Source organism: Hydrocarboniphaga daqingensis, from assembly GCF_900129825.1.
GTDB lineage: Bacteria > Pseudomonadota > Gammaproteobacteria > Nevskiales > Nevskiaceae > Hydrocarboniphaga > Hydrocarboniphaga daqingensis.
The window spans coordinates 244496-259053 of record NZ_FQWZ01000004.1; the positions used below are offsets into that span (position 1 = coordinate 244496).

The window sequence follows — 14558 nt, forward strand, 5'->3', positions numbered from 1 at the left end:
GGCCGTCAGTTGGTCGCAGCCTCGGCGATCTGCCCGGCGTCGAGCCGGACGACGCGGGTCGCCGAGCCGAGCCAGGCCGGATGATGCGTAACCGACAACACCGTCAGGCCCTGTTCCCGGGCCAGGCGCGCGACGTTGTCGATGATCAGGCGCTCGGTTTCCGGGTCCAGCGCGCTGGTGGCCTCGTCGAGAATCAGCAGCCGCGGTTGATGGACCAGCGCCCGCGCCAGCGCGATCCGCTGGCGCTGGCCGCCCGACAGCGCCGATCCGCGCTCGCCGGCGATCGTCTGCAAGCCCTGTGGCAGCTTGCGGACGAAGTCCAGCGCGCCGGCAGCGAGCAAGGCCCGCTCGACGTCGGCGTCGGTGAAGCGCGGCTCGCCGAGGGTGACGTTGGCAGCGATCGTGTCGTGGAACAGGATCAGTTCCTGCGGCACGTAGCCGATCAGCGAGCGCCATTGCTGCAGGTCGATCTCGGCCAGCGGCACGCCGTCGATGTACACATCGCCACCCTGCGCTCGATGAAAGCCCAGCAGCAGGTCGATCAGTGTGGTTTTGCCGGCGCCGGACGGGCCGGTCAGCGCCACCAGATCCCCGGCGCGCATGTCCAGATTCAAACCGCGCAGCGTTGGCGCGTCGCCCTGGTCGTAAGTAAAGCTCAGGTCGCGAAAGCTCAGGCCCTGCTGCAGCGTCGGCGTGCGTCCGCCTTGCGGCGGTTCGCGCTGTGCGCGCGTGTCGACCACCGCCTCGCGTACCGACTTGAGGCCATGCTGGGCCGCATAGAAGTTCTGCAGTTCCTGTTGCGCCTTGCCGGTGACGATCACCGTCTTGGCCAGTAGCAGGCTCATGACGATGACTTCGCTGGTCGGCAGTTCGAGTATCCGCAGCGCAACGAAAATGCCCAGCGCCAAGCAGATCGCCAGAATCGGCTCCTGCAGCGCCTTGTTGACGTTGCGCGAGAACACCTGGCGACGGGCCGCCTTGCGTACGTCGCGCAGGTCGCGGTCGAACAGCTGCGCGAAGCGCGCCTGTCGGCCCATCGCCTTCATCGGCTTGATGCCGATCAACACGTCGGTCAGACGGCCGAGGATCGAGCGCAGCAGCTTCTGCTGGGTCTTGGCGCTGCGCTTGGCGCTGAGCAGGAAGCGGTTCAGCGAGCCGAGCATCACAGCGCTGACGGCGATCGTGAACAGCGCCAGCTTCCACGACACCAGCGCGGCGATCGTCAGATACACCACCGCCTGCACCAGCTGGGACAGCATCTGCATCGAGGCGTTGTAGGCGTCGCCGGCGGCATTGGCTTCCACGCCCAGCGCGTTGGAAAAGCGCCCGACCGGCTGACGCACGTAGTAGCTCCAGCGTGCGCGCAGCAGCGCTTCGACCAGCCCGATCCTCAGCTTGGCGGCGACGTCGGCGACGGCGCCGCCGATCTGGCGCAGCGCCACGATCATCAGCACGCCCTTGGTCAGCACGCCGCCGACGACGATGCCGAGCAGCAGCGCCGGATGGGTCGGCAGATGCAGATCGCGAAGCAATTCAAGGATGATCTGACTGGTCGGGCTGACCTTATTTGAGTCGCCGTCGCCCAGCACCGAGATCAGCGGCAGCAGCGTGGCGATACCGAAGCCGTCGGCGATGCTGGCGAACACCACGCACAGTGCGACGGCGACGTTGCGCCGCGTCGAAATCAGGCCGCCGAAGTGATGCAGTAACGGCATCCGCAGGCGGGCTTTGTCCGGCGCGGCCGGCGAGGGGCTGAAAGGCGTCATGAGCGGCCGAATGCTAGCGGGTTCTGCTGGAGCGCGGCACCGCCCGCAGGAACTCGACGATCGCGTCGGCGCCGCGCGGCGCTGACGGTCCGGGTTCCAACTCGAAGGTTTCGGCCACGTAGTCGCGCTGTGCGCTGGTGAATCGGGCGTGTCCGGAGCGTGCTTCGGCCACGCCCGAGGCAATTTCATCGACGCGGTCGATCACCGGCCCCAGATGCCAGAAGCGATAGTTCGGGTCGTGCTGCCAAGCCACCTGGTGCGCGTTGAGAAACAGGCAGGGGCGGGGGCGGGCGACGAACTCGGCGACTTGGCTGCTGACGTCACCCAGATACAGATCGGCCGCCTGTGTGTAGCTCATGTCGATGCTGCGCTCGCTGCCCAGATCGATCCGCATGTGCGCCAAGCCTCGGTAGCGTGCAAACCCGGCGTGGTCCGCGGCCCGCGGCGGGTCATAGAGCCGCACGTGCGGTGCGAACACCAAGTTGTAATCGGACTGTGCGGCAAACGCGTCGAGCACCGTGTGGCCCCAGCGCGGCCACGACGACAGCGCGGGGCGAAAGTGCGGGTTGTACAGCACGGTCGGTCGGTCGTTGTCGAACCATCGCTCGCCGGCGCCCTGCGCCCAGTCGAACTTGGCGTAGACCCCGCTGACATAGGCGCCGGGGCGGATCAGCCCGCCGGCCAGCAGGCGCTGCTCGATCTTGCGGCCGGCCATCAGCACGAAGTCGAACGCGCGCACGTCGTCGGCAAAGCCGATCTCGCGATCGCCGGCGCCGTGACGGGTCCAGATCAGCGGCGTGCGTACGCCGATCCGGCGCAAGAACAGCGAGGTGCGCTCGGGCGTGACCACAGCGTCGAAGCCGTTGAAATAGCGGCGGTTGCGCAGCAGCGTGTACTGCTTGAAGTGGCTGCGTCCGAGCCCGGCCGCGAGCCGCGCCGCGTCGCCGGGCCCAAGCGGCAGCCGGTCGAAGTGGATCGGTGCGTCGGGCGCGTGCCGCGCCACCAAGCGCCGTGCAAAGTCCAGTTGCGCATCGCTGATCGCCGCGACGTGGACCTCGACGTCGCGGTGACGCTGGGCGATTGCCGCCGCAATCGGCAGCGAATGCAGCACTTGATGCGCCTGCGCCAGGTACGGAAACACCAGCCTCATCGGCCCGACCTCATCGGCGCGGCGCTGCGGCCGGGCCGCAGGGGCGTTTATGCTGTGGAGCCGGTCGGCACAAAGCTTGAGCACTCTTGGTTGCGCATGAATCCAGACATTGTCCGTGTTTTTGTCGGTTGTGATCCAAACGACTGCGACCTCGAGCAGATGATGGTGCTCGAGCACAGCCTGAAGAAGCGCGCCTCGCTGCCGGTCGAGATCCATTGGATGCGGCTGTCGCGCGACCCGGCCAGCTTCTGGTATTCGGACCCGACCCAGGCCGACCGCGGATGGCGCACCGAGCGCTGGGCCACGCCGTTCTCGGGCTTTCGCTGGGCGGTGCCGGCGCATTGCGGCTTTGCAGGCCGGGCGATCTACATGGACACCGACATGATCGTGCTCGGCGACATCGCCGATCTATGGCGTACGCCGATCGCGTCGCCGGCCGTGTTCGCGGCGCGTCGCGAATCGGGCTTCCAGCGGTTCTGCGTGATGCTGTGGGACTGCGCCGCCGCGCGCGACGTGCTGCCGCCGCTGACGCAGCTGCGCGCCGATCCGGACGCGCACAAGACCGTGACGCGGCAGTTCGCCGAGCAGCCGCAGCGTGTGCAGCCGATGGACCCGGCCTACAACAACATCGACGGCGACGGCCAGCCGATCGACCGCATCCGCATCCTGCATTACTCCGACATGGGCACGCAGTTCTCGCACCGCTACTCGCTGCCGCGACTGGCCGCCGAAGGCCGTCGTCACTGGTTCGACGGCGAGGTGCTGACCCATCCGCGCCAGGACCTGGCCGAGGTGTTCGAGCAGGAGTACCGCGACGCGCTGGCCAGCGGACGCCGGCTCGACGACTACCGCAGCGCCCGCCCTTACGGCGAGGTGCTGAAAAAGAGCGAGCGACACCACAAGGGCAATGCCGTGACTCGCGGCCGCACCGGCGGCGGCAAGCTGCGGCGCTGGCTGGGCTTGGGCGCACGCTGATCACGGCGGCCGACGCCTGATGTCGTCTGAGGCGCGGGTCTGGCTGCTGACCGGGCCGCGACCCGGCGAGGTCGCGCAACAGCGTCGGCTGGCGCAGGCGCTGGCCGAGTCCTTGGGCGAATTCTGGACCGACAAGCCGGTGTTCGAGCCCGGCGCTGCCGATGCGCGCGCGTTTGGCTGGACGCCCGAGGCCGCCGAGCGCTGCGGCCTGATGTCGCCGTGGCCGGCGCTGGCGATCTCGTTTGGCAAGACGCTCGATGCCGCGCTGTGGCTGCGTCAGCGCAGCGGCGGGCAGACCCGCATCGTGCATCTGGGCCGGCCGCGCGGCGTCGCCGCTGCTGAGATCGATCTGATCGTGCCGATGCCACAAGACAGCATGCCCACCGCGCCCAATGTGCACCGCTTGCGCTGGCCGCTGAATGCGCCGCCGCCATTGGCGGATAGGCAGCGCGATGCCGCAGCGCAGCGGCTCGCGCCGTTGCCGCGCCCGTGGACGGCGCTGGTCGTCGGTGGCACCAGCCGGCATTTCGATTTGCGACTCGATGCGCTGAGATCGTGGATCGCCGCGCCGCGCGCCGGCAGCTTGCTGGTCTGCACCAGTCCGCGCACGCCATCGCATTGGCTGGCGCCGCTACGCGAGGCCCTCGCCGAAAGCGGCCGGCCGCACGAGTTCGCTGCATTCAAGCCCGGTGCCGGCAGCAGTGCGTATGCCGAATACCTGCATCTGGCCGACCGCATCGTCGTCACCGGCGACACCGCATCGATGATCGCCGATGCCTGGCGCAGTGGCGCGCCGGTGAGCGTGCTGCCGGTGCCGGCTCGCCGCCGCCTGCGGCTGCGCCGCGCGCTGCGCGGTTGCGTGCCGGCCTCGCTGGCGCAGGTGCTGGTCGATCGCGGCTGGTGGGCGTCAACGGTCGACCTGGATCGATGGATCGCCACGCTCGCCGCCGAGGGCTGGGTCGCGATCGAAGGCCTGGGCTCCCCGGCGGCGCGGCGACCGGCCATCGACGACGATCTGGCCGTGTTGGTCGCGCGGATCGGTCCGTTGCTCGGCCGCTGATCGCGGCCGCCGCCTGGCTCACAGCCGGCGCAGGATCTCGGCAGCGGTCTGCTCGAAGCGCTGGCGGCTGTAGCGCTCGAGCACGTCGGCGCGGGCGGCTGCACCGCGCTGCGCGGCGCGATCCGGGTCGCTGGCCATCGCCAGCAGCGCATCGGCCAGCGCCTCGATGTCGTCCACTGGCACCTGCCAACCGTTGACGCCGTCGACGACACTGATTGCCATCTGGCCGACGGGCGTGGCGATCACCGGCAGACCCGCTTGCAGCGCTTCGTGCGCGGCTAGGCACAGGCCCTCGTTGCGCGACGGCTGGACGTAGCCATGCAAGCCGGCCAGCAAGGCGCCGGGGTCGTCGACGAAGCCGATGAACTCGACGTTATCGACGCCCAGTTGCCGCGCCAGCGCCTGCAGCCTGTCGTGCTCCGGGCCGCTGCCGGCGATCACCAGTTGAATCCCGCCCGCCACGGTGGGGGCTTTTTGTGTCAGCCGGGCCATGGCGCGGATCAGCAGGTCGTAGCGCTTGTTCGGGTGCAGGCGGCCGAGACTGCCGATGCGGAACGCACCCTTTCCCGGCCAGGGCTGCGCTGGCGCGGCGGCCGGGTCGGCGACGAACAGCGGCCAGACCAGAAAACGCGCCGGGTCCAAGCCGAGGCGCTGAATGGCCCAGTCGCGCACGGCGACCGAGTCGGCTACCCACAGCCGCGTCAGTGCGCGGGTGCGGCGCATCAGCGCGACGTTGATTGGCTTGAGCCAGGCGTTGTGCTGCCAGCTGATCACCGGAATCCGCAGCAACCCGCCGATCAGTTGGCCCAGTAGCGTGGCGCGCGCCAGCGAGGTCCACAGCAGGTCGGGGGGATTGGCGCGCAAGTAGCGCAGCAGCCGCAGCGCCGAGCGCAGACCGAGCCGCTCCGGGCCGAGGATGCGATAACGGACACCGGCCTCGCGCAGCCGCGGTTCGGCGCGCCCGTCCTGGCGCATCAAGGCGACCACTTCGACCTGATGGCCAAGGGCTTGCAGCGCGCCGACGACGTCGGCGACCGGCAGCGCGGCGCCGCCGCCGTTGAAGCCATTGATCAGGTAGACGATGCGCACGTCGCGAAGCCGGCCGTATGGGAGCGCGGCATTATCGTCGCTGCGGCAGGGACTTGCGTGACCCCCGGCTGGGATAAGCTAGCCGGATGCGCCGATTTGCCGTTGTCACCACCTGCCATGCTGCCGGCTACCCGCTCTACGGGCAGCGAATGGCCGCCACGTTTGCCGAATTCTGGCCGGCCGACGTGCCCTTGCTGTTCTACAGCGAAGGTTTCACCGCTGACCCGATTCCCGGACGTCTGGTCGAACGTGATCTGCTGGCCTCGTCGCCCGAGTTGGTCGCGTTCAAGGCGCGCCACGCCGACAACCCGCGCGCCCACGGCTTGCGCAAGCCGTTCCGGCGACTGCGGCTGGGGCCTTTGGACATGCCGCTGCCGCTACGGACCCGCAAGGCCAGCTACCGCTGGAATGCGGTGCGCTTTGCTCACAAGAGCTTTGCGATCTTCCACGCCGCGCGTCAGACCGACGCCGACGTGCTGATCTGGATCGACGCCGACACGCTGTTCTTCGCGCCGGTGGACCAGGCCGAGCTGGAGCAACTGGCGCCGCCGGATGCCTTGCTCGCCTGCCTGCGCCGGCCCAAGTTCTCCGAATGCGGCTTTGTCGCCTACAACTTGCGCCACCCGCAGATGCACGCGTTTCTGGCCGATTTCGAGCGTTTCTACACCGAAGACCGGCTGTTCGCCGAGCGCGAATTCCATGACTCGTATCTGTTCGACGTGGCGCGCGAGCGTGCCGAAGCCGCCGGCGCCCGGGTGTACGACATTGCCGAAGGCATCGGCGCGCGTGCCGATCATGTGCTGATCAATTCGCGTCTGGGCCGGTTCATGGACCACATGAAGGGGGAGCGCAAGGCCAGCGGCAGCAGCCATGCCGCCGATCTGCTGGTGACACGGTCGGAAGACTACTGGAAACGTACGACGTGACCGCTGATCGGATGGATGGGCCTGCGATCTTGGACCGGGCCGGCGGGTCGGTTACCGGCGGGGCCGGGCTGCGGCTAAAATGCGCGCCGTTTGCCCGGCGCCCGCCGGTCCGCCTTTGCCGCTGGTTCGATCCGACCGATGACTGACAGCTTGCCGGCCTCGCCAGGTTCGGCCCCTATTTCCGTTGCAGGCTTCGCCACGCTGGCGCAAGCGCTGGACCATGCGGCGTCGGTCGACGCCGGCATGTATTTCTACAGCGGGCGCGGACAACTGACCGAAGCGCTGCCGTATGCGCGTCTGCGCGAGCAGTCCGAAGCGCTGGCGCGGCGCATGCTGGCCCGTGGTCTGAAGCGCGGCGATCGAGTGGCCTTGCTGGCCGAGACCGACGGCGACTTCGCCCGGTCGTTCTTTGCTTGCCAGATCGCCGGTCTGGTACCGGCGCCGCTGCCGCTGCCGGCCGCACTTGGCGGCCGCCAGACCTATCTGGAGCACCTGCGTCGCATGGTCGAGAGCGTCGGCGCTGCTGCGGCGCTGACCCCGGCCGCATTCGAGAGTTGGGTGGCCGAGGCTTGTGCGGGCCTGCCACTGCATTTCGTCTCGACGATTGCGCATCTGGACGACGTCGTACCCGTGCAAGGCGAGCTGGAAGCCCCGTCCGCCGACGATCTGGCGTATCTGCAGTTTTCGTCGGGCAGCACCCGCTTCCCGCATGCGATCGCCGTGACGCACCGCGCCGTGATCGCCAACATCGATGCCATTTCGCTGCATGGCTTGCAGATCACCGGCAGTGACCGCTGCGCGTCGTGGCTGCCGTTCTATCACGACATGGGCTTGGTCGGATTCCTGCTGACGCCGCTGTGCTGCGCGATCTCGGTCGACTACCTGGCAACGCGCGAATTCGCACGTCGCCCGCTGACCTGGCTGCAGCTGATCAGCAACTACGGCGGCACGCTGAGCTTTTCGCCGAGTTTCGGCTTTGAATTGTGTGCACGCCGGGTCGAAAACGGTGGGGTTCCCGAAGGCCTGGACCTGTCGCGCTGGCGCGCGGCCGGCATTGGCGGCGACATGGTGCGTCCAGGTCCATTGCTGAAGTTCTGCGAATCGTTTGCCGGCTCGGGCTTCAATCCGGGCGCGCTGACGCCGAGCTACGGCATGGCCGAGGCCGCGCTGGCGCTGTCGTTCTCGCCGCTGGGGCGTGGCCTGAAAATGGACCGCGTCGATACCGACCGCCTTGAGCGCGATCATCTGGCCGTCGCCCCGGCCGCCGATGCGCCGCGCAGCCGTGACTTCGTCCGCTGCGGCCGCATCCTGCCCGGCCACGATATCGAGGTGCGCGACGAGCAAGGTCAGCCGATGCCGGAGTGGGGCGTCGGCCTGATCCACGTGCGCGGCCCGAGCTTGATGAAGGAGTACTACCTGCAGCCGGAGGAAACGGCGCGCGCTCTGTGCGGCGACGGCTGGCTCAACACCGGCGACATCGGGTATCTGGCCGATGGCGAAATCGTCATCACCGGCCGCGCCAAGGACTTGATCATCGTCAACGGCCGCAACATCCGGCCGCAGGACCTTGAATGGTCGGCCGAAGGTGAAGTCGACGCACTGCGCAGCGGCGATGTCGCTGCGTTTGCGATCGACGAAGAAGCCGGCGAAGTCGTCGTCGTGCTGGTCGAGTCGCGGGCCGCGGACGCCACCGCTCGCGCGGCGCTGTGCGAACAGGTTTCCGGCGTATTGCGGGCGCGTCACGGCATTGAGGTGCGCGTCGTGCCGGTGCCGCCGCGCTCGTTGCCGCAGACCTCGTCCGGCAAGCTCAGCCGCGCCAAGGCGCGGGCGCTGTACCTGGCGGGGAGCTTCAAGCTTGCCGGCGCCGGCTGACGCCGGCCGCACGGTCGCCGTCACCGGCGCCACCGGCTTCATCGGCCGACGCTTGCTGCCGCAGCTGGCCGCGGCCGGCTGGAATCTGCGCATCCTGGTCCGCCGCGACCCGGCTGACGCGCAATGGGCCGGACTGGACATCGACGTCGTACAAGGCAGCCTCGACCAGCGCGACGCGCTGCGCCGGCTGGTGACCGGCGTCGACGCGGTGATCCATCTGGCCGGCTGCATCAAGGCGCCGCACCGCGACGATTATCTGCGCGCCAACCGCGACGGCAGCGGCGATCTGGCCGGCGCGATCGCCGCACACGTCCCGGAAGCGCATCTGCTGCTGGTGTCGAGCTTGGCGGCGCGCGAGCCCGCGCTGTCCGATTACGCGTTCAGCAAGCGCGCTGGCGAACAGGCCGCGACCGATCGGCTGGGCGAGCGGGTGTCGGTGCTGCGCCCGCCGGCGGTCTATGGCCCTGGCGATCGCGAAACGCTGGCGTTTTTCCAGCTGGCGGCGCTGCGCTGGGTGCCCCTGCTGGGTTCCGCCGATGCGCGCAGTGCCGTGATTCATGTCGACGATCTGGCGGCCGCGATGGTCGCGATGATCGAACGCGGCGCCAGCGGCCGTGTCGAAGTGCCCAGCGACGCCACGCCAGCGGGCTACAGCTGGCGACAGATCATGCAGGCGGCCGCAGAGGCCATCGGCGCGCATCCCCGCGGCTTTGTCGAAGTGCCGTGTAGCTTGTTACGCAGCGTGGCCTGGGCCGGCGACCTGGGCCGGCGCCTGGGCCAGGCCAACATGCTCAGCTCCGACAAGCTGCGCGAACTGCGCCATCGCGACTGGTCGGTAGCGCCCGCCGAGCGCCTGCAGCTGGATGCGTGGTCGCCGCGCTACGGCCTGCATGACGGATTTGCCGATGCCGTGGTCGCCTATCGTCGGCTCGGCTGGCTGCCATTGGCTTGACCGTGCGTCGCCCGCGGTCCGGCGCTATCGTCATACCGTTCACCCGGGTGTTACGGGATCGTGACGCCAGTTTGCTAAGCTTGTGACCAGTGTCGCGCTACTTGCATGGTCTAGGCCGGCGACCAGGGCTGATCCAAGGCCCTACTGGACCTGGGCATACCGTTGAGACCGAATGAATTACTCCCCTGACGATATACGCGTCCACGTCACGGACGCCCTGAGGGCTGCGCTGACGCGGCCGGCTGACATCGAAGGCAGCACCCGCATCGTCCAGGACCTTGGCCTGGATTCGCTGGCCGTGATGAATCTGATGATGTCCCTTGAGGACCACTACGACGTATCGATTCCGCTGGATCGGGTGGCGGAAATCGTGACCGTCGACGACCTGGTGAAGGCGGTTGTTCAACTGACGCAGAACGAGCGGGCATGAGCATTCTTTCCAAGTTTGACCATCTGGCACAGACCTACGACCGGCTTGGCCCGGCTGATTCCAACCCGCTGAAAGTCACGTTCGACCGCATCCTGTCGTCGACCGAGGGCGTCATCAATGGACGCCAGACGATACTGCTCGGCACCAACAACTACCTGGGCCTGACCTTCGATGAAGGCTGCATCGAGCAGTCGGTCGCGGCAGTCCGCAGCTTCGGTACCGGGACCACCGGTTCGCGCGTCGCCAACGGCAGCTATTCGGGGCACCGCGATCTGGAACTGGCGATGGCCCAGTTTTATGGCCGTCGCCACGGCATGGTGTTCAGCACCGGCTACCAAGCCAATCTGAGCATGCTGTCGACGCTGGCCGGCCGCGAGGATTACCTGATCCTCGATTCCGACAGCCACGCCAGCATCTACGACGGCGCCCGGCTCGGCCACGCCGAAGTGATCCGCTTCCGCCACAACGACCCGGACGACTTGTTCAAGCGGCTGCGTCGTTTGAAGGACCATCCGGGCAGCAAGCTGATCGTCGTCGAAGGCATCTATTCGATGCTCGGTGACTCGGCGCCGCTGGCCGAGATCGCGCAGGTCAAGCGCGAAACCGGCGCCTATCTGCTGGTCGATGAAGCGCATTCGATGGGCGTGCTCGGCGCGACCGGTCGCGGTCTGTCCGAGGCGGCCGGCGTCGAAGCCGATGTCGACTTCATCGTCGGCACGTTCTCCAAGAGCCTGGGCAGCGTCGGCGGCTTCTGCGTCAGCGATATCGACGGATTCGAAGTGCTGCGCGTCGCGTGCCGGCCGTACATGTTCACCGCATCGCTGCCGCCGGCCGTGATCGCCAGCACGCAGGAGGCGCTGCGTCGGATGATCCAGGAGCCGGGCATGCGGGTGCGCCTGCGCGACAACGCCGAGCGCCTGTATCACGGCCTGAGCTCGCTTGGCTTCCAGGTGGGTCCGCAGGCCAGCCCGATCGTGTCGGTCGCCGTCAACGACAACGAAACCGCGGTGCGCTTCTGGAACATGCTGCTGCACGGGGGGCTGTACGTGAACCTCGCGCTGCCGCCGGCGACGCCGACCAACAAGCCGCTGATGCGTGCCAGCATCAGTGCTGCGCACACGCCGCGCCAGATCGATACCGCGATTGCGCTGTTCGCCGACATCGGCCAGCGCCTGGGCGTGATCCCGAGCCGCGAGCCGGTCGCACTGGTCGCCTGATCCTCCGACGTTGCCGCATCCGGCGGGCCGCCTGGCAGGGCGGCCCGCTTTTTTTATGCGCGGCCGCCGTTGTGAGCGCGCTCGGCTCGCTTCAGCGCAAGGCTTTGGCGCGGCGCAGCTTCCACAGCACGGCCGGGGCAGCCAATAACGGATGGCGACGCTGCCAGGCGCTGAGCTGCAACTGGATGCCGGCATGGCGTTCGACTTTCCACGCCACGTAGTCGGCGCCGTTCTCGAACGTAAACGTCGCCTTGGCCAGCCGGGCCAGGTTCAGCGGCTTGCCCAGCGCATGCCGCAGCTTCCAGGCACGCGCGCCGAGCTGGCGCTGTGTCGGGTTGATCCGCGGCTCCAGCAGGTTGCCATCACGGACGCGGAAATCGACGCTCGACGCGCGCCAGGCCAGCGGCAGCAGCCGTGTGTAGCGCTCGCTCTCGTGCTCGATCAGGCTGCGGGCGCGGCAGCCACCGCGCTCGACGCGCAGTTCGGCGGCATAGGTCCGCTGAAACAGGGCCTGCCAGAACTCCACGGCTCGACCGCGTTCGGGTCCGAGCAACGCGGCCCAGCGTGCCGCCGTGGCGACAGCGGCGCAGACGGCGGCGATGGTCTGCGTGCGCGCCGCTGGATCGCGCACCCAAGCCAGCCCGAGCGGCTGGGCGAAGCGCGCCCACAGCGTCGTGTCGATCGCCGCCTGGCGCATGCCGCGCTGGAACTGCTGCAGGCTCAGCACAGCGACTTTGGCGCGCAGATCGACGCCGTCGATCTGCGTGGTCTCGTACGACACGTTCGGCGGTAGCAACTGGTTGGCGATCGCGGCGACGCGGCGCGGATGCCAGCGGGCGAGCCGGTCGACCAGCACGTAGTAGTCGAGCACGCCGCCCAGATCGCCGCTGCGCAGGTTGGAGCCGTAGAACAACACCGCCACCACGGTATTGCCGCCGCGCTGCGCCAGCTGTGCGGCGAACGCGGCGATCGCCGGCGCCACCGGCCGATCGAGTTCCTGCGCGATGGCGCGCTGCAGTGGATCTCGTGCGGCGCTCATGGCGTAACGAAGCGCAATGCCGGACCGGCAGCGAGCCGGTAGCAGCCGTCGGCAGCAGGGTAGGGTTCACCGTCGACGATCATCGGCGTTGTGGAACGGATCTCGATGTCATGGGCGCTGCTGCTGCGATAAGCGCCGCTGGCCAGCATCGAGGCCGTCGGTCGGCCTCGCAGCAGCGGCAGCAGCGAGCGCGCCAGCTGGGGCGGCGGCGCGTCGATGTCGAGGTAGCGCATCGTGCCGTTGCGGCTGCCCCAAAACGGCCACAGGCCCAGCATCAGGTTGTGCAGGCTGCTGGCCAGGAACAGGAAGCGCGAGCCGGTACGCGGTGTTTCGTCGTCGATGCGCAGCGTCATCGGATCCCCTTGCGCCCAGTCGCCGACGCCGCGCAGCGCCTGCCACATCGATGCAGCGATCGTGATGGCCACCGAGGCACCGCCCCCGGTGCGGATATGGTCGTGGTTGTATTGCGTGGCGCGGTTGAGCGCCCCCAAGCCCATGAAAAAGCCGAGCACGGCGGCTTCGCCCGTGCGCTGCACGGCGATCGGCCTGCGCGATTCCTCACGCCGCCAGCGGCCGGCGCCGGCCGCGGCGATCAGCCGCGTGTAGGCGTCGCGTGACGGCATGCAGGCGCCGACGTCGGACGCGACCAGGTTTGCGTTACCGGCGGCCAACAACGCGATGGCGGGCAGCGGGGCATCGCCGTAGGCGCGCGGTAGCAGACCGAGCACGTCGCGCAGCGTCCCGTCGCCGCCACTGACGATCAACAGGTCGACTTCGCGCCGGGCGTAGTCCTGCAGGCTGGCCAGCAGTTCGGCGGGCGTCATCGGCGAGGCCGCCGTCAGACCGGCCGGCAAGCGCACCGCCAAGCCGCGATTGCGGCGGCTGCGCGGATTGTGGATCAGCGCGACCTGATGCATCAGCGGCTGAGCCAGGACGTCAGCGGGCCGCGCCGGCGCGCCAGCGCCGCTTGCACGATCTGCAGCGCATGCACGCCGAAACACAGCAGCGTCCAGATCGCGACGGCGATCATGCCGAGGTCGGGCCGACCGGCGACGACGGACAGCGTCAGCAGCAGCAGGTTGGGATTGCGACGCGCCGTGATCAGTCGGAAGAAGCTGTCGAACGGGCGCCAGATGTGCATCTCAATGGCGAAGGCCTTGATGAAGATGCCTTCCTCGATACGCTGGGCGACGTAGCCGCCGATCACGATCGCCAGAATCAAACCCGTCTGCGCCAGCGGCAGGCCGACAGCGCCGAGCCCGACGATCCAGGCCCAGTACCAGAACGGCGGATGGATCAGGTCGATGCCGTGATCGAACACGTCGCCAAACTTCGATGAGTTCATCGTCACCCGCGCCAGCTTGCCGTCGACGGTGTCGAGGAAGGTCATCATCCAGGCCGCGGCCAGGCCCCATCCGAACTGGCCGTGCCAGAAGCAGGCCATCGCCGCGAGCACCATCAGCAGGCTGACGAACGTGACCTGATTGGGCGTGATGCCGATGATCGCGCACCAGCGCGTCACGTGGCGCGCCGGCGTCGGCCAGACGTACTTGGTGACCACGTCGGTAACGCCCTTGTACGAGCCGCTGAACATCCGCTTTTCGATCGACGTCAGCGTCGCAGCCGACAGCGGCAGCAGGTAGGGCGTTTCGCGTTTGCGCAGCTTGTTGTTGTAGTGGCTCGCCAGCGTTGCCGGCGTGCGCCGGTCCAGCGGTGTCGCCGGATCGGCGCCTTGCAGCAGCGTGGCAGCGATCGCAGCGGCCTGATCGGCATCGACCTTGGCGGCGACTGCCCGGCCGCTGACCTCGTCGACCAGCAGCGTGCCGTTGGCGGCTTGCACCAGCGCGGCGACCAGCGGTTCGTCATACACCCAGCCGGCATCGACGACGAGCACGCTGCGCGCGCCGGCTACCGCGTCGGCAGTGTCGACGATGCCGACGCCGAGCCGCTGCAGCTGGCGGCCGATCCGCTGCCGCGAACTCAAACCCCACAGCCGCACGGGTGCATCGCCAACCACCAGGGCCAGGGGCCGTTCGGTTGCGCGCGGGCCGCCGGAAGACGCTTGCAGCTGTGTCATGATCG

At 68.5% G+C, this 14558-nt stretch carries 13 protein-coding genes; 7 read left to right on the forward strand and 6 right to left on the reverse strand.

The window, feature by feature from the left end; translation table 11 throughout:
• Window positions 1-5: 5 nt before the first annotated feature.
• Together BUB09_RS09660 and BUB09_RS09665 are read right to left on the reverse strand one after the other, a co-directional pair.
• Window positions 6-1766 carry an ABC transporter ATP-binding protein gene (locus BUB09_RS09660; protein ID WP_084083319.1) on the reverse strand — a complete coding sequence of 587 codons (1761 nt, stop codon included), beginning with the start codon at window positions 1764-1766 and terminating at the stop codon, window positions 6-8.
• A gap of 13 nt (window positions 1767-1779) precedes the next feature.
• Window positions 1780-2916: a CDP-glycerol glycerophosphotransferase family protein gene (locus BUB09_RS09665; RefSeq protein WP_072897064.1), complete on the reverse strand. Its 1137-nt coding sequence runs from the start codon at window positions 2914-2916 to the stop codon at window positions 1780-1782.
• A gap of 96 nt (window positions 2917-3012) precedes the next feature.
• Between BUB09_RS09665 and BUB09_RS09670 the strand changes: the two genes are divergently transcribed.
• The gene (locus BUB09_RS09670) at window positions 3013-3891 is read left to right on the forward strand and encodes a glycosyl transferase (protein ID WP_072897066.1); all 879 of its coding nucleotides are present in this window, start codon (window positions 3013-3015) and stop codon (window positions 3889-3891) included.
• A 19-nt stretch (window positions 3892-3910) separates the two neighbouring features.
• Window positions 3911-4951, forward strand: a complete 1041-nt coding sequence (locus BUB09_RS09675; protein ID WP_072897068.1) for an ELM1/GtrOC1 family putative glycosyltransferase — start codon at window positions 3911-3913, stop codon at window positions 4949-4951.
• A gap of 18 nt (window positions 4952-4969) precedes the next feature.
• On the opposite strand, the gene BUB09_RS09680 is transcribed toward BUB09_RS09675, so the two are convergent.
• Window positions 4970-6040 carry a glycosyltransferase gene (locus BUB09_RS09680; RefSeq protein WP_072897070.1) on the reverse strand — a complete coding sequence of 357 codons (1071 nt, stop codon included), beginning with the start codon at window positions 6038-6040 and terminating at the stop codon, window positions 4970-4972.
• Window positions 6041-6126: 86 nt separating this feature from the next.
• Between BUB09_RS09680 and BUB09_RS09685 the strand changes: the two genes are divergently transcribed.
• The 5 genes from BUB09_RS09685 to spt all read left to right on the forward strand — a co-directional run bounded on the left by BUB09_RS09685 (window position 6127) and on the right by spt (window position 11437).
• Window positions 6127-6966, forward strand: coding sequence for a hypothetical protein (locus BUB09_RS09685; protein WP_139250230.1), 840 nt, complete (start codon window positions 6127-6129; stop codon window positions 6964-6966).
• Window positions 6967-7104: 138 nt separating this feature from the next.
• A complete protein-coding gene (locus tag BUB09_RS09690; protein WP_072897073.1) occupies window positions 7105-8838 on the forward strand; it encodes a fatty acyl-AMP ligase in 1734 nt (577 codons plus the stop codon).
• A complete protein-coding gene (locus BUB09_RS09695; protein WP_072897075.1) occupies window positions 8822-9790 on the forward strand; it encodes an NAD-dependent epimerase/dehydratase family protein in 969 nt (322 codons plus the stop codon). The genes BUB09_RS09690 and BUB09_RS09695 overlap by 17 nt, the downstream gene beginning before the upstream one ends.
• Before the next feature lie 172 nt (window positions 9791-9962).
• On the forward strand, window positions 9963-10220 hold the full coding sequence (locus tag BUB09_RS09700) for an acyl carrier protein (protein WP_072897084.1): 258 nt from the start codon (window positions 9963-9965) through the stop codon (window positions 10218-10220).
• Window positions 10217-11437, forward strand: a complete 1221-nt coding sequence (spt, locus tag BUB09_RS09705) for a serine palmitoyltransferase (RefSeq protein WP_072897086.1) — start codon at window positions 10217-10219, stop codon at window positions 11435-11437. The genes BUB09_RS09700 and spt overlap by 4 nt, the downstream gene beginning before the upstream one ends.
• A 91-nt stretch (window positions 11438-11528) precedes the next feature.
• Here spt and BUB09_RS09710 read toward each other — a convergent pair whose 3' ends face one another.
• From BUB09_RS09710 to BUB09_RS09720, 3 genes are read right to left on the reverse strand one after another with little or no spacing between them, the layout of a single operon-like run.
• Window positions 11529-12476: a hypothetical protein gene (locus BUB09_RS09710; protein WP_072897088.1), complete on the reverse strand. Its 948-nt coding sequence runs from the start codon at window positions 12474-12476 to the stop codon at window positions 11529-11531.
• Window positions 12473-13393: a diacylglycerol/lipid kinase family protein gene (locus BUB09_RS09715; RefSeq protein ID WP_072897090.1), complete on the reverse strand. Its 921-nt coding sequence runs from the start codon at window positions 13391-13393 to the stop codon at window positions 12473-12475. The genes BUB09_RS09710 and BUB09_RS09715 overlap by 4 nt, the downstream gene beginning before the upstream one ends.
• On the reverse strand, window positions 13393-14553 hold the full coding sequence (locus tag BUB09_RS09720) for a CDP-alcohol phosphatidyltransferase family protein (RefSeq protein WP_072897092.1): 1161 nt from the start codon (window positions 14551-14553) through the stop codon (window positions 13393-13395). The genes BUB09_RS09715 and BUB09_RS09720 overlap by 1 nt, the downstream gene beginning before the upstream one ends.
• Between the last annotated feature and the right edge of the window lie 5 nt (window positions 14554-14558).

Excerpts from the sequence above, each read along its gene's own strand:
- BUB09_RS09710 (WP_072897088.1), bottom strand. The coding sequence starts at position 12,476 with ATGAGCGCCGCACGAGATCCACTGCAGCGCGCCATCGCGCAGGAACTC.
- BUB09_RS09685 (WP_139250230.1), top strand. The coding sequence starts at position 6,127 with ATGCGCCGATTTGCCGTTGTCACCACCTGCCATGCTGCCGGCTACCCG.
- BUB09_RS09690 (WP_072897073.1), top strand. The coding sequence starts at position 7,105 with ATGACTGACAGCTTGCCGGCCTCGCCAGGTTCGGCCCCTATTTCCGTT.
- BUB09_RS09675 (WP_072897068.1), top strand. The coding sequence starts at position 3,911 with ATGTCGTCTGAGGCGCGGGTCTGGCTGCTGACCGGGCCGCGACCCGGC.
- BUB09_RS09715 (WP_072897090.1), bottom strand. The coding sequence starts at position 13,393 with ATGCATCAGGTCGCGCTGATCCACAATCCGCGCAGCCGCCGCAATCGC.
- BUB09_RS09720 (WP_072897092.1), bottom strand. The coding sequence starts at position 14,553 with ATGACACAGCTGCAAGCGTCTTCCGGCGGCCCGCGCGCAACCGAACGG.
- BUB09_RS09665 (WP_072897064.1), bottom strand. The coding sequence starts at position 2,916 with ATGAGGCTGGTGTTTCCGTACCTGGCGCAGGCGCATCAAGTGCTGCAT.
- BUB09_RS09670 (WP_072897066.1), top strand. The coding sequence starts at position 3,013 with ATGAATCCAGACATTGTCCGTGTTTTTGTCGGTTGTGATCCAAACGAC.
- BUB09_RS09660 (WP_084083319.1), bottom strand. The coding sequence starts at position 1,766 with ATGACGCCTTTCAGCCCCTCGCCGGCCGCGCCGGACAAAGCCCGCCTG.
- spt (WP_072897086.1), top strand. The coding sequence starts at position 10,217 with ATGAGCATTCTTTCCAAGTTTGACCATCTGGCACAGACCTACGACCGG.
- BUB09_RS09700 (WP_072897084.1), top strand. The coding sequence starts at position 9,963 with ATGAATTACTCCCCTGACGATATACGCGTCCACGTCACGGACGCCCTG.